Annotated in this window: 20 protein-coding genes and 4 pseudogenes; 19 read left to right on the top strand and 5 right to left on the bottom strand. The window is 75.9% G+C overall.

The window, feature by feature from the left end; genetic code table 11:
* Nucleotides 1–317: 317 nt before the first annotated feature.
* The 5 genes and pseudogenes from DMH08_RS30880 (at nt 318) to DMH08_RS30860 (ending at nt 4,389) form a co-directional block, all read left to right on the top strand.
* Nucleotides 318–1,835, top strand: coding sequence for a class I adenylate-forming enzyme family protein (locus DMH08_RS30880; RefSeq protein ID WP_125619470.1), 1,518 nt, complete (start codon nt 318–320; stop codon nt 1,833–1,835).
* Nucleotides 1,832–2,761: an NAD-dependent epimerase/dehydratase family protein gene (locus DMH08_RS30875; protein WP_125619468.1), complete on the top strand. Its 930-nt coding sequence runs from the start codon at nt 1,832–1,834 to the stop codon at nt 2,759–2,761. Before DMH08_RS30880 ends, DMH08_RS30875 begins: the two co-directional genes overlap by 4 nt.
* A 28-nt stretch (nt 2,762–2,789) precedes the next feature.
* Nucleotides 2,790–2,843 (top strand): annotated as a pseudogene (locus DMH08_RS42875) (Clp protease N-terminal domain-containing protein); the annotation flags it as partial.
* A 155-nt stretch (nt 2,844–2,998) separates the two neighbouring features.
* On the top strand, nt 2,999–3,859 hold the full coding sequence (locus tag DMH08_RS30865) for an alpha/beta fold hydrolase (protein WP_026401148.1): 861 nt from the start codon (nt 2,999–3,001) through the stop codon (nt 3,857–3,859).
* 14 nt (nt 3,860–3,873) lie between these two features.
* Nucleotides 3,874–4,389, top strand: a complete 516-nt coding sequence (locus DMH08_RS30860) for a pyridoxamine 5'-phosphate oxidase family protein (protein WP_026401147.1) — start codon at nt 3,874–3,876, stop codon at nt 4,387–4,389.
* 157 nt (nt 4,390–4,546) lie between these two features.
* Here DMH08_RS30860 and DMH08_RS30855 read toward each other — a convergent pair.
* Together DMH08_RS30855 and DMH08_RS42870 are read right to left on the bottom strand one after the other, a co-directional pair.
* Nucleotides 4,547–5,683: pseudogene (locus tag DMH08_RS30855) on the bottom strand (hypothetical protein); the annotation flags it as partial.
* Nucleotides 5,659–5,934: pseudogene (locus DMH08_RS42870) on the bottom strand (PucR family transcriptional regulator ligand-binding domain-containing protein); the annotation flags it as partial. The pseudogenes DMH08_RS42870 and DMH08_RS30855, both read right to left, overlap by 25 nt.
* Before the next feature lie 186 nt (nt 5,935–6,120).
* Between DMH08_RS42870 and uraD the strand changes: the two are divergent.
* From uraD to DMH08_RS30810, 9 genes and pseudogenes are all read left to right on the top strand, one after another.
* Entirely contained in the window at nt 6,121–6,585 is a 465-nt protein-coding gene (gene uraD / locus DMH08_RS30850; RefSeq protein WP_034516823.1) for a 2-oxo-4-hydroxy-4-carboxy-5-ureidoimidazoline decarboxylase, read from the top strand.
* Nucleotides 6,586–6,654: 69 nt separating this feature from the next.
* On the top strand, nt 6,655–6,969 hold the full coding sequence (gene uraH / locus DMH08_RS30845) for a hydroxyisourate hydrolase (RefSeq protein ID WP_026401146.1): 315 nt from the start codon (nt 6,655–6,657) through the stop codon (nt 6,967–6,969).
* 5 nt (nt 6,970–6,974) lie between these two features.
* Nucleotides 6,975–7,841: a factor-independent urate hydroxylase gene (gene pucL, locus DMH08_RS30840; RefSeq protein ID WP_125619466.1), complete on the top strand. Its 867-nt coding sequence runs from the start codon at nt 6,975–6,977 to the stop codon at nt 7,839–7,841.
* 10 nt (nt 7,842–7,851) lie between these two features.
* Nucleotides 7,852–8,730, top strand: a complete 879-nt coding sequence (locus DMH08_RS30835) for an FAD binding domain-containing protein (RefSeq protein WP_125619464.1) — start codon at nt 7,852–7,854, stop codon at nt 8,728–8,730.
* A complete protein-coding gene (locus tag DMH08_RS30830) occupies nt 8,730–9,230 on the top strand; it encodes a (2Fe-2S)-binding protein (protein ID WP_125619462.1) in 501 nt (166 codons plus the stop codon). The genes DMH08_RS30835 and DMH08_RS30830 overlap by 1 nt, the downstream gene beginning before the upstream one ends.
* On the top strand, nt 9,227–10,579 hold the full coding sequence (locus tag DMH08_RS30825; RefSeq protein WP_125619460.1) for an 8-oxoguanine deaminase: 1,353 nt from the start codon (nt 9,227–9,229) through the stop codon (nt 10,577–10,579). The genes DMH08_RS30830 and DMH08_RS30825 overlap by 4 nt, the downstream gene beginning before the upstream one ends.
* A gap of 27 nt (nt 10,580–10,606) precedes the next feature.
* Nucleotides 10,607–12,988: a molybdopterin cofactor-binding domain-containing protein gene (locus DMH08_RS30820; RefSeq protein WP_125619458.1), complete on the top strand. Its 2,382-nt coding sequence runs from the start codon at nt 10,607–10,609 to the stop codon at nt 12,986–12,988.
* A gap of 45 nt (nt 12,989–13,033) precedes the next feature.
* A complete protein-coding gene (locus DMH08_RS30815; RefSeq protein WP_199748090.1) occupies nt 13,034–13,840 on the top strand; it encodes a hydroxypyruvate isomerase family protein in 807 nt (268 codons plus the stop codon).
* A 79-nt stretch (nt 13,841–13,919) separates the two neighbouring features.
* Nucleotides 13,920–14,345, top strand: a pseudogene (locus DMH08_RS30810) (amidohydrolase family protein); the annotation flags it as partial.
* Between the two features lie 71 nt (nt 14,346–14,416).
* On the opposite strand, the gene tnpA reads toward DMH08_RS30810, so the two are convergent.
* Entirely contained in the window at nt 14,417–14,845 is a 429-nt protein-coding gene (tnpA, locus tag DMH08_RS30805; protein ID WP_084549891.1) for an IS200/IS605 family transposase, read from the bottom strand.
* 23 nt (nt 14,846–14,868) lie between these two features.
* On the opposite strand from tnpA, the gene DMH08_RS30800 reads away from it, so the two are divergent.
* From DMH08_RS30800 to alc, 3 genes are read left to right on the top strand one after another with little or no spacing between them, the layout of a single operon-like run.
* Nucleotides 14,869–16,023 (top strand): RNA-guided endonuclease InsQ/TnpB family protein, encoded by a 1,155-nt coding sequence (locus tag DMH08_RS30800; RefSeq protein ID WP_026401137.1) that lies wholly within the window; start codon nt 14,869–14,871, stop codon nt 16,021–16,023.
* Between the two features lie 16 nt (nt 16,024–16,039).
* Nucleotides 16,040–16,957, top strand: a complete 918-nt coding sequence (locus DMH08_RS30795; protein WP_233617905.1) for an amidohydrolase family protein — start codon at nt 16,040–16,042, stop codon at nt 16,955–16,957.
* Entirely contained in the window at nt 16,954–17,955 is a 1,002-nt protein-coding gene (gene alc / locus DMH08_RS30790) for an allantoicase (protein WP_026401136.1), read from the top strand. Before DMH08_RS30795 ends, alc begins: the two co-directional genes overlap by 4 nt.
* A 12-nt stretch (nt 17,956–17,967) precedes the next feature.
* Here alc and DMH08_RS30785 read toward each other — a convergent pair whose 3' ends face one another.
* Nucleotides 17,968–18,402, bottom strand: coding sequence for a PaaI family thioesterase (locus DMH08_RS30785; RefSeq protein WP_125619455.1), 435 nt, complete (start codon nt 18,400–18,402; stop codon nt 17,968–17,970).
* 107 nt (nt 18,403–18,509) lie between these two features.
* Between DMH08_RS30785 and DMH08_RS30780 the strand changes: the two genes are divergently transcribed.
* Both DMH08_RS30780 and DMH08_RS30775 read left to right on the top strand, forming a co-directional pair.
* Nucleotides 18,510–18,953 carry a MarR family winged helix-turn-helix transcriptional regulator gene (locus DMH08_RS30780; RefSeq protein ID WP_026401134.1) on the top strand — a complete coding sequence of 148 codons (444 nt, stop codon included), beginning with the start codon at nt 18,510–18,512 and terminating at the stop codon, nt 18,951–18,953.
* A 151-nt stretch (nt 18,954–19,104) separates the two neighbouring features.
* The gene (locus DMH08_RS30775) at nt 19,105–19,359 is read left to right on the top strand and encodes a hypothetical protein (RefSeq protein ID WP_125619454.1); all 255 of its coding nucleotides are present in this window, start codon (nt 19,105–19,107) and stop codon (nt 19,357–19,359) included.
* Here the strand turns inward: DMH08_RS30775 and DMH08_RS40445 are convergent.
* The coding region (locus DMH08_RS40445) for a rhodanese-like domain-containing protein (RefSeq protein ID WP_325052956.1) at nt 19,328–19,948 on the bottom strand (621 nt) is incomplete at its 5' end. The two genes, DMH08_RS30775 and DMH08_RS40445, sit on opposite strands and share 32 nt — an antisense overlap.

Below are 19,948 nucleotides of genomic sequence, written 5' to 3'. Positions count from 1 at the left end.
CCCAGATCCGCCGCGTGGCCCGCACCGTCCGGGACGCCGCCCCCCTCCGGATCGTCGAACGCTCCGCCGCCCGGAACGTCCTGATCCCGACCTACCGCCGCCTCACGATCCGCAAGGAGCCCCGCCGATGACGCGCCCGCGTGCCTTGCCCGAGCCGACCGTCCGGCCGCGGACCCTCCCGCGGCGGACGCGCGCGGAGAGCGCGGCGCCTGCGCCGCGGCCGCGGCGCGAGCGGGCCGCCTGTTCAGGGGCGGGGCCGGGCGGGCGGGGCCGCGGGGGGGGGGGCGCGGGCGGGGGCCGGCCGGGGAGGGGGCGCGATGACGCTCGTTCGGCGGTTGCTGGAGCAGGCGGGGCGGACGCCCGCGGCGGTCGCGCTCGTCGCGGGGGACGGCGCCGCGCTCACCTACGGGGAACTGCGGCGGCGGGTGCTGGCCGTCCGGCACGGGTTGATATCGGAGGGTCTGGACCCCGGGGACGGGGTGCTGTTCTCCGTGCGGCCGTCGCCGGAGTCGCTCGCGCTGGCGCTCGGCGTCGTCGCCGCCGGGGGAGTGGTCGTGTTCGCCGACCCGGGTGCCGGGCCGGAGATGTTCACCGCGCGGCTGCGGCTGGCGCGGCCCCGCTGGTCGGCGGCGGAGTCGGTGCTGTACGCGGGCAGCCGGCTGCGACCCGTCCGGGCCTACGCGCGGCGGCGCGGGCTGCTCCTGCCGAACCTCGCCGAGCTGCGGGTCCCGGGCGCGGGGCCGATGCGGCACGTCCACGTGGGCCGGCGGCTGCCGGGCGTCCCGCGCGGGTCCCTCGCGTTCGCCCGGCTCGCGTCCGGCCCGGCGCCCGAACCCGCCGCGGACGCCGATCCGGACGCGCCCGCCGCCGTGATCTTCACGTCCGGGACGACGGCGGATCCGCGCGCGGTCGTCCACACGCAGGGCTCGCTCGCGGCGGCGCTCGACCTGTTCCGGGCGCGGCTGCCGCTCGGCCCCGGCGACGTCGTCCACACCGACCAGCTCATGCTCGGGCTGCCCACGCTGATCTCCGGCGCCCGCTGGTCGCTGCCGCCGCTCGGCTGCCCGCCCGCCGAGTTCGCCCGGCTGCTCCGCGACCGCCGGGCGACGCACACGTTCTGCGTCCCCGTGCACCTCGCGGAGATCCTGGACGCGACGCCGGAGCTGCCGGGAACGCTGCGGCACGTCCTGCTCGGCGCGGCCCCGGCGCCGCCCGCGATCCTGCGGCGGGCCGCGGCGGCGGCGCCGTCGGCCGAGGTCGCGTCGGTGTACGCGATGACCGAAATCCTCCCGGTCGCGATCGCGTCGGCGGAGGAGAAGCTCGCGTTCGCCGGGCCGGGCGACCTGCTCGGGACGCCGCTGCCGGGCGTCGGGGCGCGCGTCGCGGACGACGGCGAGCTGCTGCTCTCGGGCCCGAACCTGTGCCGCGGCTACCTCGGCGCCGACCCCCTGGACGAACTGCCGACCGGCGACCTCGCCCGACTCGACGCCGGACGGCTCGTCCTCACCGGCCGCAAGAAGGACATGCTGATCCGCGGCAAGTTCAACCTGTACCCGGGCCTGTACGAGCCGTCGATCGCCGCGCTCCCGGACGTCGCCGAAGCCGCGATCGTCGGCGTCCCCGACCCGTCCACGGGCGACGAGGAGGTGGTGCTGGCCGTGGTGCCCGACGCTGCGGCCCCGCCCGGCCTGCCCGGACGGCTCCGCCGCGCGCTCCCGGACGTCATCGACCACGACGCGCTGCCCGACCGCGTCGTCGTCCTCCCCGGGCTGCCCCGCTCGGGACGCACGCGCAAGCTCGACCGCGACCGGCTCCGCGAGGTGGTGGCGCGATGAGGATCGCCGTGACCGGGGCGTCCGGGTTCGTCGGCGGCGCGGTGTGCCGCGCCCTGGCCGCCGAGGGCGCGACGGTCCTCGCGTTCGGCCGCCGTCCCGCCGTGGCCCCGGGGCACGTGGGCGGCGCGCCCTACCGGCCGTGGGACCTCGCGCACGGCCCGCCGCCCGACCCGCCCCGCGTGGACGCGGTGATCCACTGCGCGGGGAGCGTCACCGACTGGGGGCGCCCCGCCGACCTGTTCGCGGCGAACCTCACCGGCACCCGCAGCGCCCTCGCGGCGTTCCCGGACGCACGGTTCGTGCACGTCAGCACGGCGAGCGTGTACGACCCGTTCCGGCCGAGCGTGATGGCGACCGAGGACGAGGCGCCCGTCCGCCGCTACATGAACGCCTACGGGGCCTCGAAAGCGGCGGCCGAACGGCTCGCGCTCTCCCGCGGCGCGATCGTCCTGCGGCCGCACGCCGTCTACGGGCCCGGCGACACGACCCTGCTCCCGCGCGTGCTCTCGGCGGTGCGGGGGCCGGTGCTGCCCGCGGTCGGGACGGGCGGGCAGCGGGTCAGCCTCACGTCGATCGGCAACCTCGTGCAGGCGTGCACGCTGGCCGCGACCGTCCCGGACGTCGCCGCGCGCGCGTTCAACGTCGCCGACGCCGAACCCGTGACGATCGACGCGGCGTTCCGGGAGATCCTGCGCGAACGCGGCGTCCGGGCCCGTCCGGCGTACGTCCCGGCGGCCCTGGCCCGCCCGGTCGCCGCCGTCGCCGAGGGCGCGTTCCTGCTGGCCGGACGTCCCGAACCGCCCCGGATCACCCGGTACGCGATCAGCCATCTCGCGGTCGAGCGGACCCTCGACATCACGGCGGCCCGCGGGATCCTCGGCTACCGGCCGCACCGGACGTCCTTCGCGGGGGCCGCCGACTGGTGATCGTCAACGTGCGGTTGACGGTCGGAACTACATCGGCACCGAGCACCTCCTCCTCGCACTCCTCGAACTGGAGGACGGCGACGGCGTTTTGCCCCGGCCTCGGCGTCCGCCGGGACGCCGCCGAGGAGAGCATCTCCGCGGCCCCGGCCGCCGTCACCGGGTCCTGATCGCCCCGGCCGGCGGCGCGCCCGCGCCGCCGGCCGATGAGTTCCGGGCGCCGCGCGGGTCGGAACGGGCATGGAAGAACTCATCAAGGCCAACGGCGTCGAGCTGTGCGCGGAGACCTTCGGCGACCCCGCGGAGCCGCCGATCCTGCTCATCGGCGGCACGATGCTCACCTGGCCCGACGCCTTCTGCACCCGCCTCGCGGCCCTGCGCCGCTTCGTCGTCCGGTACGACCTGCGCGACGTGGGCCGCTCCACCACCGTCGACCCGGACGCCCCCGGCTACACCCTCCGCGACCTCGTCGCGGACGCCGCCGCCCTGCTCGACGCGCTGGACCTGCCCCGCGCGCACGTCGCCGGCGCCGGTCCCGGTGGCTGGATCGCCCAGCTCCTCGCCCTCGACCACCCCGACCGCGTCGCCACCCTCACCCTCATCGGCACCCGGCCCGTCGCCCCCGGCCCGGTCGACCCCGACCTCCCCGACCACGCGCCCGAGGTCATGGAGGCGTTCATGAACGCGCCGCCGGTCGACTGGACCGACCGGGCGTCCGTCGTCGCCTTCCGGCTCGCGAGCGCCCGCGTCACCGGGGGCCGCGACTTCGACGAGGACGAGGCCCGCGCGGACATCGAGCGCGTCTACGACCGGACGCCCGCCGGCGACGACCCCGGCAAGGCGCACCGCGCGAACCAGATGGGCACCGTGTTCGCCGCCCTCGACTGCGGCGACCGCTGGCGCGAGCGGCTCCCCGAGATCACCGCCCCCGCGCTGGTGATCCACGGCGAGGACGACCCGTTCTTCCCGCTCGGCAACGCCGAGGCCCTCGCCGCCGAGATCCCCCGCGCCGAACTGCTGGTCCTCCCGCGCACCGGCCAGGGCCTCCCGCGCCGCACCTGGGACACGGTCGTTCCCGCCATCACCCGCCACACCGCCTGAGAGCGAGGCATCCCATGACCGGAGACGGACCCGTCACCGAGTTCGACGGCCGGTTCAGCGACCCGTCCGCGCGAGCGACGCCGTGGCCAGAGGCGCGGCGCGTGCTGCGGGACGCGGAACTGTACTGGCTCGCCACCGTGCGAAGGGACGGGCGTCCGCACGTGACGCCCCTCATCGGGGTGCTGCGGGAGGACGCCGTCCACTTCTGCACCGGCCTGCGCGAGCAGAAGGCCCGCAACCTCGACCACAGCCGGCAGGTGACGCTGACCACGGGGAGCAACGCGTGGGCGAAGGGCCTCGACGTGGTCGTCGAGGGCGCCGCCGTGCGGGTGACCGACCGGCCGTCCCTGCGGCGCCTGGCCGACGCGTACGTGGACAAGTACGGCGAGACCTGGCGCTTCGAGGTCGGGGACGGCGTCTTCGGCGCGGGCGAGGACGCCGCGGCCGTGTTCCGCGTCGAGCCGTCCGCCGTGTTCGCGTTCGCCAAGGACCCCCACGGGCAGACGAGGTACCGCTTCGCCCGGAACTGACGGGCGGGACCGGGCGCCGGGCTCGGGGCGGTCCTAGGCGAGGCGGAGGGCGAGGAAGAAGTCGACCCGGTCCTCCAGGCGGGACAGGTCGCGGCCGGTGAGGTCCCTCGATGCGCTGGATGCGGTACCGGACGGAGTTCACGTGCAGGTGCAGCCGTTCGGCGCATTTCGTCCAAGACCCGGAGCATTGCAGGAACGTCTCGAGGGTGCGGATCAGGTCCGCCTTGTGGGCGTCGTCGTAGCTCCGCAGCGGGGCGAGGAGCCGCATCTCGAACATCTGGCGGACGTCGTCCGGCACGCTCGCGAGCAGCAGGACGTGGGTGGCGAGCTCGTCGTGCCGGACGATGCGCACGGGGTCGATGTGTACGGAATCGGTGCGCACGGGGTCGGTGCGGCTGGCGGCGATGCGGCGCGCGCAGCGCGCCTCCTCGACGGCGCCGCGCAGTTCGGCGGCGGGGACGACGTCGCTGACGCCCACGGCGATGCCGGAGCCGGCGAGGCCGGGGGCGAGGGCCCGCAGGGCGGCCTGCACGCCGCCGGCGACGTCCGCGTCCGGGGCGGCGGGGACGAGCGCGACGGCCTCGTCGTCGAGCAGGCCCACGAGGGGGCGGGGGACCGGCGCGGCCTCCGCGAGGAGCGTGCGCAGCTCGCCCGGCCGCAGGGACCCGCGCCCCGTGGCGGCGACCGCGACGAACGACGCCGCGGGGTCGAGGCCCGCGAGTTCGAGGCGGGGGCGATCTCGTCGGGGGGCGCGGCGGCGGCGACGAGGCGGACGAGTTCCTGCGCCACCCGGCCCTCCACGCCGAGGCGGTCGTCGAGGCGGGCGCGTTCGAGCGCGGCGATCGCGGCGAGCTCGGCGGCGAGGGCGCGGCGCTCGGGTGGCCAGTCGGCGGCGTCGCCCGCGCAGGCCAGGAACCAGTCGGCGACGCGCGAGGTGGCGTCCTCCGCGACGGGGAAGAGGGTGACGCCCGGGTCGGCGAGGTGGTGCGGGAGCCGCGGCGCGGTCAGGAACGCGCGGGCCAGGGCGTCCGGCGGCGCGGGCGCGGGCGGCCCGGCGACGACGCGGCCGGTGGGGGCGAGCACCCAGCAGCGCATGCCGAGGTCGCGGTCCAGGAGGTCGAGGACGGCGTCCAGGCCCGCGCCCCGGTCCGCGACGAGCCGGCGGTGCCGGTCGAGGACGGCGGTCAGGTCGGCGGCGCGGGCGCCCGACAGCCGCCGGACGACCTCCTCGGTGACGGTCGCGAACGCCACGTCCTCGGGGACCTTGAACAGCGGGAGCCGGTGCCGTTCGCACGCCGCGACGAGGTCGTCCGGGACGGTGCCGGACGCGAGGTCCCACGCGGCGAGGGCGGACACCCCGGCCGCGGCGAGCGCCGACACGAACGTCTCGGAGTCGGCGGGGCCGGTGCGCCACACGAGGCCGGTCAGCACGAGCTCGCGGCCGCGCAGGTAGCGGCCGGGGTCGAGCAGGTCGGTGGTGACGACCCACCGGATCGTCCGGTCCAGTTCGTCCTCCCCGGTGACGACCTCCAGCCGCAGGGGCATGGCGAGGAGGGAACGCAGTCTCATACGGCCAGTTAACCCAGGGGGACGGGTCCGGGTGTAGGGCGCGCTTGGAGCAACGCACGAAACCGGGGCCCCGACCGGGGCCGCTTCTCGGAGGTCCTGTCCCTCGACCGGGCCGCGGGCCGCCGGGTCTACTGCAGTCAGGACGGACGAGGGGAGGCGCGGGTGCCGGTCACCGAGGACGACCTGCGGGCCTGCTGCGCGTCCCGCGCGTGGCTCGCGGCGGTGCGCGGCGCGGGCCCCGCGGAGCTGCGGACGGCGTCGGCGCGGGCGCTGGACGGGCTGGACTGGGCCGGCGTCGCGGAGGCGCTCGCCGCGCACCCCCGGATCGGCGACCGGGTGCGGGGCGGCGGTCGCGGCCCGGCGTGGTCGCGGGGCGAGCAGTCCGGGGCGGACGGGGCCCCGGCGGAGGTTCGGGACGCCCTGATCGAGGGCAACCGCGCATATGAGGAGCGGTTCGGGCATGTGTTCCTCATCTGCGCGACCGGGCTGAGCGCGGCGGAGATGCTGGCCGCCCTCCGGGAGCGGCTGGGCAACGACCCGGAGGCCGAGCGCGCGGTCGTCCGCCGGGAACTGGCCGGGATCGTCGATCTGCGGCTGGCGAAGCTGATGGGGGAGCGGCATGACTGAGCGGAGCGAAGGCATGAGCGCGGCTCTTGCCGGGGGGTGTGGGGGGCCGTCCCCCCACGGGGAGTCGGCGTGAGCCTTTCGACGCACGTGCTGGACGCGTCCCGCGGGCTGCCCGCGCGGGGCGTGCGGGTGCTGCTGGAGCGCAGGGAGCCGGACGGGGCGTGGACGGCGCTCGCGGAGGCCCGGACGGACGGGGACGGGCGCGTCCGCGACTGGGGCGTCGCGCCGGGCGCGGGCGTGCACCGGCTGACGTTCGACACGGCGGGCCTGTCGGACTTCTACCCCGAGGCGGCGGTCGCGTTCACGATCGCCGACCCGGACGCGCACCTGCACGTCCCGCTGCTGGTCAGCCCGTTCGCGTACTCGACCTACCGAGGGAGCTAGGACGCATGGCGATCGTGCTCGGCGGCAACCGGTACGGGAAGGCGGAGACGCGGGTCGTCCGCGTGACCCGCGACGGCGACGTCCACCGGATCAAGGACGTCAACGTGAGCGTGCTGCTGTCGGGCGACATGGAGGCCGCGCATCTGACCGGCGACAACGCGGCGGTGCTGCCCACGGACACGCAGAAGAACACCGTGTTCGCGTTCGCGAAGCGGTACGGGGTCGGAGAGATCGAGACCTTCGGGCTGCGGCTGGCGCGGCACTTCGCGGACGCGCTGCCGCCGGTCGCGCACGCCCGGGTGGAGATCGAGGAGTACGCCTGGAGCCGGGTCACCGGGCGGCACTCGTTCGTCCGGGACGGCACGGAGGTGCGGACCGCGCTCGTCCACAGCGACGGGACGGGCGGGCGGGAGACGGTCGTGTCGGGGGTGACGGGCCTCGCGCTGCTGAACTCGACCGGCAGCGAGTTCCGCGGGTTCGCCGAGGACGAGTTCACGACGCTGGAGCCCGCGGACGACCGGATCCTGGCGACGGCCGTGACGGCGACCTGGCGGCACCGCCGGGCCGGCGCGGATTGGGACGACTCGTACCGGGCGGTGCGGGAACACCTGCTGAGGGGGTTCGCGGAGACGCACAGCATGTCGCTGCAGCAGACGCTCTACGCGATGGGGCGGCGCGTGCTGCGGGAGCGCCGCGAGGTCTGCGAGGTGCGGATGTCGATGCCGAACCGGCACCACGTCCTCGTCGACCTGCGGCCGTTCGGCATGGACAACGACAACGAGGTCTACCACGCGGCCGACCGCCCGTACGGGCTCATCGAGGGCACGGTGCTCGACGACGACGCCCCGGGCGCGCCGGACGCGTGGAACTGAGGGGGGCGCGATGGAGTTCCTGCGACCGGCGACCTGGGAGGACGCGCTCGCCGCGAAGGCCGCGCACCCGGGTGCGCTGCCGATCCAGGGCGGCACCGACGTCATGGTCGAGATCAACTTCGACGCGCGGCGGCCGGAGGCGCTGCTCGACCTGACCCGCGTCGGTGAGCTGGCCGCATGGGACGAGGACGGCGGGACGCTCCGCGTCGGCGCGGGCGTCCCGTACGCGCGGCTGATCCGGGAGCTGGGCGACCGGCTGCCGGGGCTCGCGCAGGCGTCCCGGACGGTCGGGTCGCCGCAGATCCGCAACCGCGGGACGGTCGGCGGCAACCTGGGCGCGGCGTCCCCGGCGGGCGACGCGCACCCGCCGCTGCTGGCCGGGGGCGCGGTGATCGAGGTCGAGTCGGCCGCGCGCGGCGTCCGGCTGATCCCGGCGGAGGAGTTCTACCTGGGCGTGAAGCGGTCGGCGCTGGAGCCGGACGAGCTGATCCGCGCGTTCCGCGTCCGGCCGGCGTCCGGCCCGCAGTACTTCTCCAAGGTCGGCACCCGGAACGCGATGGTGATCGCGGTGTGCTCGTTCGCGGTGGCGCTGCACCCGGACGAGCGCCGCGTCGGCACCGGGTTCGGTTCGGCCGCCGCGACCCCGCGCCGGGCGCGGGAGGCGGAGGAGTTCGCCGCCGCCGGGCTCGACTGGGACGGGCGCGGCCCGCTGCGGGAATCGGCGGCGCGGGCGTTCGGCGAGCTGGTGGCGCGGGCGGCGGCCCCGATCGACGACGTGCGGGGCACCGCCGACTACCGTCGCCGCGCCCTCGCGGTGATGGCGCGGCGCACGCTCACCTGGGCCTGGAACGACCACCGGGCGGGCATCGAGGGAAGGGAGGCGTCCTGATGCGCGTGAACCTCACCGTCAACGGCTCGGCGGAGACCGTGGACGACGTGTGGGAGGGCGAGAGCCTGCTGTACATGCTGCGGGAGCGCATGGGCCTGCCGGGCTCCAAGAACGCCTGCGAGCAGGGCGAGTGCGGCTCGTGCACGGTGTACCTGGACGGCGTGCCGGCGTGCGCGTGCCTCGTCGCGGCCGGGCAGGCGGAGGGCCGCGAGGTCCGCACCGTCGAGGGGCTGGCCGAGGGGGCGCCGGGGGACGAGCGGCTCGATCCCGTCCAGGAGGCGTTCGTGGAGGCGGGCGCCGTCCAGTGCGGGTTCTGCACGCCGGGCCTGATCGTCCAGTCCCACGACCTGATCGAACGCAATCCCGCGCCGAGCGACGCGGAGATCCGCGAGGCGCTCGCGGGGAACCTGTGCCGCTGCACCGGGTACGAGCAGATCCTGGACGCGGTGCGCCTCGCGGCCGCGCGCAAGGCGGCCGCCCGGGGACGAGCGACCGCATGAGGACCGTCATCGAGAACGCGCACGTCGTGACGGTGTCGGGGGACGAGCATCCCGGCGGGCACATCGTGATCGACGGCGACCGCATCACCGCCGTCGGGTCCGGGCCGGCCCCCGTGATCGAGGGCGCGGAGAAGATCGACGGCACCGGCTGCGTCGCCACCCCGGGCCTGGTCAACGCGCACCACCACCTGTACCAGTGGGCCAGCCAGGGCATGGCGAGCGACAGCACGCTGTTCGAGTGGCTGACCACCCTCTACGAGCCGTGGTCGAAGATGGACGCCGAGGTGGTGGCGGGCGCGGCGAGCGCCGGTCTCGGCTGGCTCGCGAAGTCGGGCTGCACCACGGCGTCCGACCACCACTACCTGTTCCCGAAGGGGCGCGGCGACCTGTTCGCCGCCGAGATCGACGCGGCCGCCGAGCTGGGCATCCGGTTCCACCCGGCGCGGGGCTCGATGGACCGGGGGCGGTCGGACGGCGGCCTCCCGCCGGACGAGGTCGTGGAGGACCTCGACACGATCCTCGCCGAGACCGAGGCCGCGATCGACCGGTACCACGACCCGTCGCCGGGCTCGATGCTGCGCGTCGCCGTCGCGCCCTGCTCGCCGTTCTCGGTGACCCGCGACCTGCTCGTCCGGTCGGCGGAGCTGGCGCGCGAGAAGGACGTCCGGCTGCACACGCACCTCGCCGAGACCCTCGACGAGGAGGAGCACACCCGCGAGCGGTTCGGCACGACCCCGGCCGAGTACCTGGACTCGATCGGCTGGCTCGGCCCCGACGTGTGGCTCGCGCACTGCGTCCACCTGCACGACGCCGACGTGAAGCGGCTGGCCGAGACCCGCACCGGCACCGCGCACTGCCCCAGCTCCAACGCCCGGCTCGGCGCCGGCATCGCCCGCGTGGCGGACCTGCTGCGGGAGGGCGCGATCGTCGGGCTCGGCGTGGACGGGGCGGCGTCGGCCGAGCTCGTCCCGCTCGCGGGGGAGATGCGGCAGGCGATCTACCTGCAGCGCGCTCGGTACGGGCCGGCGGCGCTGACCGCCCGGCAGGCGCTGGAGATGGCGACCCTCGGCGGCGCCCGCTGCCTGGGCCGCGACGACGAGCTGGGCACCCTCGAACCGGGGAAGCTCGCGGACGTCGCGCTGTGGCGGGTGGACGGCTTCCACGCGGCCGTCGACGACCCGGTGGTCGCCCTCGCGTTCGGCGGCACCCCGCCGCTGGAGCGGCTGCTCGTCGGCGGCCGGACGATCGTCGACGGCGACGTGCTGGTGAGCGTCCCGCAGGACGAGGCGGCGCGGCGCGGCGCGGACGCGCACCGCCGGCTGATGCGGCTCGCGGAGGAGGTGCTGTAGATGGCGTCCTCGATAGGAAGCGGCCCGATGGGAAGCGGCCCGCTGGGAAGCGGTCCGGTGCGGAGCGGTCCGGTGAAGAGCCCGGGCAGGGTGGAGGCGCCCGGCGCCGGCGGCGTCGGCGAGAGCCCGGCCCGCCCCGACGGCACCCTCAAGGTCACGGGCGAGTTCGCGTACGCGTCCGACCTGTGGATGGACGGGATGCTGTGGGGCGCCACGCTGCGCAGCCCGCACCCCCGCGCGCTCGTCCGGTCGATCGACGTCGGGCCCGCGCTGGCGGTGCCGGGCGTGCACGCCGCCCTCACGCACGAGGACGTGCCCGGCGCGAAGGTGTACGGGGAGGACGGCGCCGCGGACCAGCCGGTCCTCGCGTTCGGCGAGGTCCGGCACCAGGGCGAGCCGGTCGCGATCGTCGCCGCCGACCACCCCGAGACGGCGCGCCGCGCCCTGGAGCGCATCGCCGTCGGCTACGAGGTGCTGGAGCCGGTCACCGACCCCCGCGCGGTGGTCGCCGACCCCGACGGGCTCCGGGTGCAGCCGCGCGGCGGCATCGTCCGCCACCAGCCCGTCCGGGTGGGGGACGTCGGCGCGGCGCGGGCGGCGGCCGCGGTCGTGGTGTCCGCGGAGTTCGAGGTCGGCATGCAGGACCAGGCGTTCCTCGGGCCGGAGGCCGGGCTGGCGGTCCCGGCCGAGGACGGCGGCGTCGAGCTGTACGTGTCGACGCAGTGGCTGCACAACGACCTCGCGCAGATCGCGCCGTGCCTCGGCCTCCCCGAGGACCGGATCCACATGGCGCTGGCGGGCGTCGGCGGCGCGTTCGGCGGCCGGGAGGACCTGTCGGTGCAGATCCACGCCGCGATGCTGGCGCTGCGCACCGGCAAACCGGTGAAGATGTCGTACAACCGGGAGGAGTCGTTCTTCGGGCACGTCCACCGGCATCCCGCGCGGATGCGGTACGAGTACGGCGCCGCGGCGGACGGGAAGCTCCTGTACGCCGACGTGGAGATCGTCCTCGACGGCGGCGCGTACACGTCGTCGACCCGCAACGTCGTCGGCGGCGCCGCGTCGCTCGGCGTCGGCCCGTACGAGATCCCCAACATCAGGATCGACGCGTACGGGGTGTACACCAACAACCCGCCGTGCGGGGCGATGCGCGGGTTCGGCGCCGTCCAGGCGTGCTTCGCCTACGAGTCGATGATGGACCGGGTCGCCGCCGCGTGCGGCATCGGCCCGGTCGAGGTCCGCCGCCGCAACGCCGTCTCGCAGGGGTCGGCGATCGCGAGCGGGCAGGTCATCGACTCCCCGGCGCCGCTCGCGGACATGCTGGCGCGGCTGGAGGCCGTGCAGATGCCCGCGCCCGCCGACACGTCCGACATCCGGAACCTGCCGGGCGGCGCGTCCCAGACCACCCGCGGCGAGGGCGTCGTGCGCGGCGTCGGCTACGGCGTCGGGATCAAGAACATCTGCTTCTCCGAGGGCTTCGACGACCTGTCCACCGCCCGCGTCCGGCTGGAGGTCATCGGCGGCGCGGCGACCGCGCTCGTCCACACGGCGGCCGCCGAGGTCGGGCAGGGCCTCGTGACGATCCAGGCGCAGATCGCCCGCACCGAACTCGGCATCGGGAAGGTGGCGATCGCCCCGGCCGACATCCGGGTGGGCGATGCCGGCTCGTCCAGCGCGTCCCGCCAGTCGTACATGTCGGGCGGCGCGGTCAAGGCGGCCTGCGAGGCGGTCCGCGCCGGACTCCTCGCGCTCGCCGCCGACCGGTACGGCCGCGCCGGGACCGCGGACCTGGCCGTCGCCGGCGGCATGATCGTCTCGCGGGCGGACGGCGTGCTCGGCACGGTCGAGGACGCGCTCGGCGACGCCGTCCTCGACGAGACCCGCGAGTACCGCCACCGGCCCACCGTGCCGATGGACCCGGTGACCGGGCAGGGCGCCAGCCACGCCCAGCTCGCCATCTGCGTGCACCGCGCCGTCGTGGACGTCGACGTCGAACTCGGCCTCGTCAAGGTCGTGGAGCTGGCCGCCGTCCAGGACGTCGGCCGCATCCTCAACCGGCAGGCGCTGGAGGGCCAGATCCACGGCGGCTCCGCGCAGGGCCTCGGCCTCGCCGTCCTGGAGGAGATCCAGGTGTCCGGCGGGCTCGTCCGCAACCCGTCCTTCACCGACTACCTCATCCCGACCATCCTGGACATGCCGCCGATGCGGCTGGACATCCTCGAATACCCCGACCCCGCCGCCCCCTACGGGCTCCGGGGCGCCGGGGAGCCGCCCACGCTCTCCTCCACGCCCGCCATCGTCGCCGCGATCCGCGACGCCACGGGCGCCGCGCTCACCCGGGTGCCGGTGCGGCCCGAGCACATCGCCCCGGCCCCGGTGGGGGAGTGGGGCCGCCGTGGCCGAGGATGACGGCATGCATCGGATGCGGAAGCCCCGAGGGAGGCGCGGATGAGGATGCGGTGGGCCGTGAACTGCTCGATCCTGTTCACCGAGCTGCCGCTGCTCGAACGTCCGGCCGCGGCGAAGGCGGCCGGGTTCGACGCGGTGGAGTTCTGGTGGCCGTGGCCGGGCGAGCCCGTGCCGTCCGCCGCCGGCGTCGACGCGTTCTGCGCCGCCCTCGCGGACGCCCGCGTCCGGCTGATCGGCCTGAACTTCTACGCGGGCGACATGCCGGCGGGGGAGCGGGGCGTCCTGTCGGACCCGGCCCGCGCCGGCGAGTTCCGCGACAGCGTCGCCGTGCTGGTCCGGATCGCCGAGCGGACGGGCGTCCGGTCGTTCAACGCCCTGTACGGGCAGCGGCTCGGCGGCGTCGCGGCGGCCGAGCAGGACCGCGCCGCGACGGCGAACCTGGTGTTCGCGGCGGACGCGGTCGGGGCGCTCGGCGGGACGGTGCTGATCGAGCCCCTCTCCCGGGGGGCGAACGGCGCGTACCCGCTGGAGACGGCCGCCGACGCGATGGCCGTCGTGCGGCGGGCGCGGGCGGCGGGCGCGGCGAACGTGAAGCTCCTCTTCGACGCCTTCCACCTGACCGTGAACGGCGACGACCTGGAGAAGGCCGCGCGCGAGCACGCCGCCGACATCGGGCACGTGCAGATCGCCGACGCCCCCGGCCGGGGCCGGCCCGGCACCGGGGAGATCGACTTCCCCCGCCTGTTCCGCGTGCTCGACGCCATCGGGTACGACGGCCGCGTCGCGCTCGAGTACCGGCCGGACGGGCCGACGGAGCGGGAGTTCGCCTGGATGGAGGACCTCCGGGCATGAGCGGCCCCGACCGTGAGCCGCCGCGGGGGCGCCCGCGGCGTCTCCGCTCCCCGGAAGGAGCCGCGTGCCCCCCGACCTCGTGATCAGATCCCGCCGGACCGTCCTGCCGGACGGCGAGCGCCCCGCGGCCGTCACCGTCCGCGCCGGCCGGATCGCCGCGATCGGCCCCTACGACGGGCCCCTCCGCGCGCCGTCCGGCGTCGACCTCGGCGGCACCGCGCTGCTGCCGGGCCTCGTCGACACGCACGTCCACATCAACGAGCCCGGACGCACCGAGTGGGAGGGGTTCGCGACCGCGACCCGCGCGGCGGCGGCCGGGGGCGTCACCGCCCTCGTCGACATGCCGCTCAACTCGCTGCCGCCCACCACCGGCCCGGCCGCGCTCGCGGCCAAGCGCGCGGCGGCGGACGGCGCGTGCCACGTGGACGTCGGGTTCTGGGGCGGCGCCGTCCCCGGCAACCTCGCCGCGCTGCGGCCGCTGCACGAGCGCGGCGTGTTCGGGTTCAACACGCTCTAGCGAGGAATCCCGGTCGTTCACGGCCGGGAGGAATCGCTTCCCTGCCCCGCGCCCGGACGTCAGTCCGGGCGTTTTTGCCGGTCGATGTACTCGGCGATGACCGTCAGCGGCGCCCCGCCGCAGGATGCCGCAAAGTAGGACGGCGACCAGAAATGATTGCCCCACAGATACGTGCGGACATGGGCGGGGAACTGTTTGCGCAGGTAGTGCGCCGAGGTGCCCTTGAGGCGGTTGACCAGGGTCGAGATCGCCAGCTTGGGCGGGTAGTGCACGAGCAGGTGGACATGGTCGTCCTCGCCGTTGAACTCGCGCAGCTCGGCGCCCATCCCCTCGCACACCTCCCGCATGACCGTCTCGCAGTGCTCCAGCATGGCCCCGGTGAACACACCACGCCGATACTTCGTGACAAAGACAAGATGAACATGGAGGTTGAAAACGACGCTGCGGCCACGCCTGATGTTGGGGTCTGGAACCCACCTCGGTGACATGGACAAGATGCTAACCTGGCGCGGTGAAGCTGGTCGTGCAGGTGAAGTTGTGCCCGGACGAGACCGCCGCGGCGGCTCTCCGGGACACGCTGCACGCCTGCAACCGGGCCGCCAACCACGCCTCCCGCCGCGCGTTCGCCACCGGCATCACCAGCAGAACCGGCCTGCAGCGCCTCGTCTACCGGGAGCTGAAGGGCATGGGCCTGTCGGCGCAGCCGGCGATCCACGCCGCCCGCAAGGCTGCCGGGGCCTACGCCACCTTGAGGGAGAACCTGAAGGCGGGCAACTACGGCCCGGAGGGTTGCAGGCGGCGCCGTGAGGTGGAGGGCAGACCGGTGCGGTTCCGCAAGGACGCCGCGCAGCCGTTCGACGACCGGTCGCTGTCCTGGCGGCTCGACGCCGGCACCGTGTCGATCTGGACCGTGCGCGGCCGTACACCCGGCATCGCCTTCCAGTGCTCGCCCGAGCAGCTGAAACTCCTCACCGGGTACCGGCGGGGCGAGTCCGACCTGGTCCACCGGGGCGGGAACTGGTACCTGCACGCCACCTGCGACATCCCCGAACCCGAGATCAACAACCCTGAGAACGGGTTCCTGGGTACCGATCTGGGGATTGTCAACATCGCCACCACCAGCGACGGCACCGTCCATGCCGGCAAGGACCTGAACCGGGTCCGGCACCGCAACCGCCGCCTCCGCAAGAAGCTGCAGTCCAAGGGCACCAAGTCCGCCAGACGGCGGCTGCGGCACCTGGCCGGCCGCGAAGCGCGCTTCGCGGCGAATACGAACCATTGCGTGTCCAAGCAGATCGTGACCGAGGCTCAACGCACCTGCCGCGGCATCGCCTTGGAAGACCTGGGCGGTATCCGGTGCAGGGTCCGGCTCAGAAAGCCCCAGCGGGTCACGCTGCACTCGTGGAGTTTCTCCCAGCTCGGCGAGTTCATCGCCTACAAGGCGCGCCGGGCCGGGGTGGTCGTGGTGCACGTCGATCCTCGCAACACCTCCCGCGGGTGTTCGGCGTGCGGCCATATCGACAAGAGCAACCGCCCCGACCAGGCGACATTCAGATGCACCTCGTGCGGCTTCGCTGAGCACGCCGACGTGAACGCAGCCCGCAACATCGCCGCGCGCGGTGCGGCGGGCTGGGCAGTGAGTCACGCTGCCGACGACGCGGCCTGACCCATCACACCCAGTGGTGGCGAGGAGCTGCAAGCTCGGTCCCTTCAGGGCCGAGAAGCTGACGTGCTTCACCGCCGACTCGGGGGTCCCGGAGTTCCCGCCGCTGTCCCCGGACGAGATGCGGGACGCGTTCGCCGAGATCGCGTCGTTCGGCGGCCTCGCCGTCGTGCACGCCGAGGACCCCGCCGCCCTGACGGCCCCCGCCGGCGGGGGCTACGCCGCGTTCCTCGCGTCCCGCCCGCCCTCGGCCGAGCGCCGCGCCGTCGAACGGGTCGTCCGGGTCGCCGCGGAGACGGGCGTCCGCGCGCACGTCCTGCACCTCTCGGCGGCCGAATGCCTCGCCCCGCTCGCGGCGGCGCGGGCCGCCGGGCTGCCCGTCACCGCCGAGACCTGCCCGCACTACCTCGCCCTCACCGCCGACGACGTCGCGGACGGCGCGACCGCGTTCAAGTGCTGCCCGCCCATCCGCGACCCCGGCAACCGGGACGAATTGTGGCGGGGCCTCGCCGACGGCGTCATCTCGTGCGTCGTCACCGACCACTCGCCCTGCGCGCCCGAACTGAAACGCGGCGACTTCGCGTCCGCGTGGGGCGGCGTGTCGTCGCTCCAGCTCGGCCTGCCCGCCGTCTGGACGGCCGCGCGCGCCCGCGGCCACGGGCTCGCCGACGTCGTCCGCTGGATGTCCGCGGCGCCCGCCGCGCTCGCCCGCGTCCCCGGCAAGGGCGCCATCGAGGTCGGCCGGGACGCCGACCTCGTCGCCTTCGACCCCGACGCGGCGTTCACCGTCGACCCCGCCGCCCTCCACCACCGCCACCCCGGCACGCCGTACGCGGGCCGCGCCCTCACCGGCGCCGTCCGGACGACCTGGCTGCGCGGCGCGCCCGCCGGCGGCGCCCCGGCCGGCCGCCTGCTGACCCGATCGGAGACCGCGTGACCGGCTTCGCCGCGCTCCCCGACCTGGCCGTCCGGACGCTCGGCGGCTCGGTGCTCGCCGCCGGCGACGAGTCGTTCGCGGCGAAGGAGAACCTGATCAACCCGTGGGCGCCCGCGTTCCGCCCGGAGACGTTCGGGCCGAAGGGGCAGGAGTACGACGGGTGGGAGACGGCCCGGCGGCGCGGCCCCGGGCACGACTGGGCGCTCGTCCGGCTCGGCCTGCCCGGCGTGGTCCGCGGCGTCGTCGTCGACACCGCCTGGTTCAGGGGCAACTACCCGCCGCACGCGTCCGTCGAGGCGTGCCGCGCGGACGGGTACCCGGGCCCCGCCGAACTCGCGGACGCCGACTGGGTCGAGATCGTCCCGAAGTCGCCGCTGGGGGGCGACGCCGCGCACGCGTTCCCCGTCGACGCGGGGCGGCTGTTCACGCACGTCCGGCTGAACATGTTCCCGGACGGCGGCATCGCGCGGCTGCGCGTGCACGGCGAGGTCGTCCCGGATCCGCGGCTGCTGACCGGGCTCACGGTGGACCTCGCCGCCCTCGAGAACGGCGCGCGGGTCGTCGGGTGCTCGGACGCGTTCTACTCGTCGCCCGGCAACATGCTGCTCCCCGGCCTCGCCCGCACCCAGGCGGAGGGCTGGGAGACGGCGCGCCGCCGCGGCCCCGGGCACGACTGGGCGCTCGTGCGCCTCGCCGGCCCGGGCCTGGTCACGCTGGTCGAGGTCGACACGACGAACCTGAAGTTCAACGCCCCCGCCGAGGTCGCCGTCCGGGCGATGCGCGACGGCGGCCGGGCGCCCTCCCACGACGTCCTGCCGCGGACCCGGGTCCGGCCCGACACCCGCCACCGGTTCCGCGTGCCGCCCGTGGAGGCGTCCCTCGTGCGCGTGGACGTGCACCCCGACGGCGGCCTCGCGCGGCTCCGCCTGCTCGGCGAGCTCACCCCGGACGGCGAGCGGGCCGTGCGCGCCCGGTGGGACGACCTCGCGGGCGCGTGACCCGGGACGGCGTCAGGACGCGAACGCGCGCTCCCCGGGCACGGCGATCGTGCCCTGCGCGGCCGCGCACAGCCGCTCCGTCCCGTCGGCGGCGACCGCCGCGATGTCGCAGCGGCACACGACCCGGGTCCGGCCGGCGCGGACGATCCGGGCGTGCGCCCGCAGCAGCGTCCCGTGGGCGGGGCGCAGGTAGTCGATGGTGAACCCCGCGGTGATCAGCCGGGTCCCCACCACGCTCCCCGCGGCGAACGTCAGGGTGTTGTCCGCCAGGTAGCCGAGCACCCCGCCGTGCACGTGGCCGTTCTGCTGCCGCAGGCCGTCGTGGACGTCCAGTTCGAGCGTCGCCTCCCCGCCGCCGAAGGCGACCAGCCGCGCGCCGACGAGCGTGTTGAAGGGTTGCGCCGCCAGCACCTGCTGCGCGGTCGCCAGATCCACCGTCGTGCCCATGCCCACCTCACTTCACTAGTGAAGTGAGAATGCCGGGCCGTCTCCCCGCGTGTCAACGCCCCACCGCGCGGGCGTCGCCGGCTCGCGGGGTCTGCCAGGATCGCGCTATGTCCGAGGCTGAGCCCGATCCGCGTCTGTTCTTCCTGCTGCAACGGGCGGCGCACCGGCTGCGCACGGTCGCCGACCGGCGCTGCCTCGCCGCCGCCGGGGTGACCACCGCCCAGCTCGGCGCGCTGCTCGCCGTACGGGAGGGGCCGGACGTCACCCAGCGCGGGCTCGCCCGCACCCTGGGGCTGCGCGAGTCGGCCGTGACCGCGCTCGTCGCCCGGCTCGTCAAGGCGGGGCTCGTGGCGCGGCGGGCGCATCCGCGCGAGCACCGCGCCGTGGTGCTGGAGCTGACCGCCGGCGGGCGCGCCGCGCTCCGCGCCGCCCAGCCCGAGATCGACCGGTTCAATGCCGAGCTGCGGGAGCTCCTCGGGGACGACGGGTTCCTGCGCACCGCCGCCGCCATGCGCGACCTCGCCCACTGGGATCCCGGCGCCCCCGCCTGACCCGCCGCCCCGTGGGGCCGGACGGCACCGCGCTGCCGTGCCCGGCCGCCTACGGGATCACCGACCTCGCGTTCCGAACGTCCGGGACGAGCCCCTCGCCCGGATCCGGACGGACTCGCCGGCCTTCAGCGCCTACCGGGGCACGAGCTGGATGACCGGCCCGTGCCGGGAGTGCCCCCGCCGCGAGACCGACTTCGGCGGCTGCCGCCGCCGGGCGCACGCCCTCACCGGGGACGCCGCCCGCACCGACCCGGCCCGCGCTCTCTCCCCGGCCCACGGCCTCGTCCAGGACGCGGCCGCCGCCGCGGGCGGTCCCGGACCCCCGTTCGTCCACCGCCGCCCCAGCGCGCTCCGGTGGCCCGGACGGCGGGCCGTCACGCCCAGCCCGCGGCGGGGGACGTCGTGAGGCCCGCGGCGTCGGCGGCGGCGTAGTCGTCGTCGATCAGGACGACGTCGCGGCCGGCGCGGTCCAGGAGGCTCGCGGCGATCGACGCCCGGTAGCCGCTCGCGCAGTGCACCCACAGCTCGTCGCCGGGAAGCTCGTCGACGAGGGCGCCGAGGGTGTGCAGCGGGACGCCGATCGAGCCGACGACGGCGCCGCGGGCGCGCTCGTCCGCGCGGCGGACGTCCAGGACGGTCGCGCCCGAGGGGACGTCGGCGAACGCGGCGGTGGGGTAGCCGGTGACGCTGCCCGGGGCGGCGGCCTCGGGCGGCCCGACGGCGGCGCCCGCCGGGCGCTCGATGCCGATGCGGACGAGCTGGCGCTGCGCCTCCGCGATCTGCTCGGGGGAGTCGGACATCAGGGTGATCGGGGCGCCCCAGGGGATCAGCCAGCCGATGTAGGTGGCGAACGGGCGGGAGAGCTCGACGCCGACCGTGCCCCGGACGTGGGAGGCGGCGTAGGCGGTGCGGGACCGCAGGTCGACGACCCATGCGCCGCGCGCGATGCGGGCGGCGCATGGGTCGTCGACCTGCGGTCCCGCACCGCCTACGCC

The sequence above is a fragment of the Actinomadura sp. WAC 06369 genome, from assembly GCF_003947565.1.
GTDB lineage: Bacteria > Actinomycetota > Actinomycetes > Streptosporangiales > Streptosporangiaceae > Spirillospora > Spirillospora rifamycini.
Note: the sequence above shows the minus strand (reverse complement) of the source record. Positions and strands in the feature narration are given on the sequence as shown.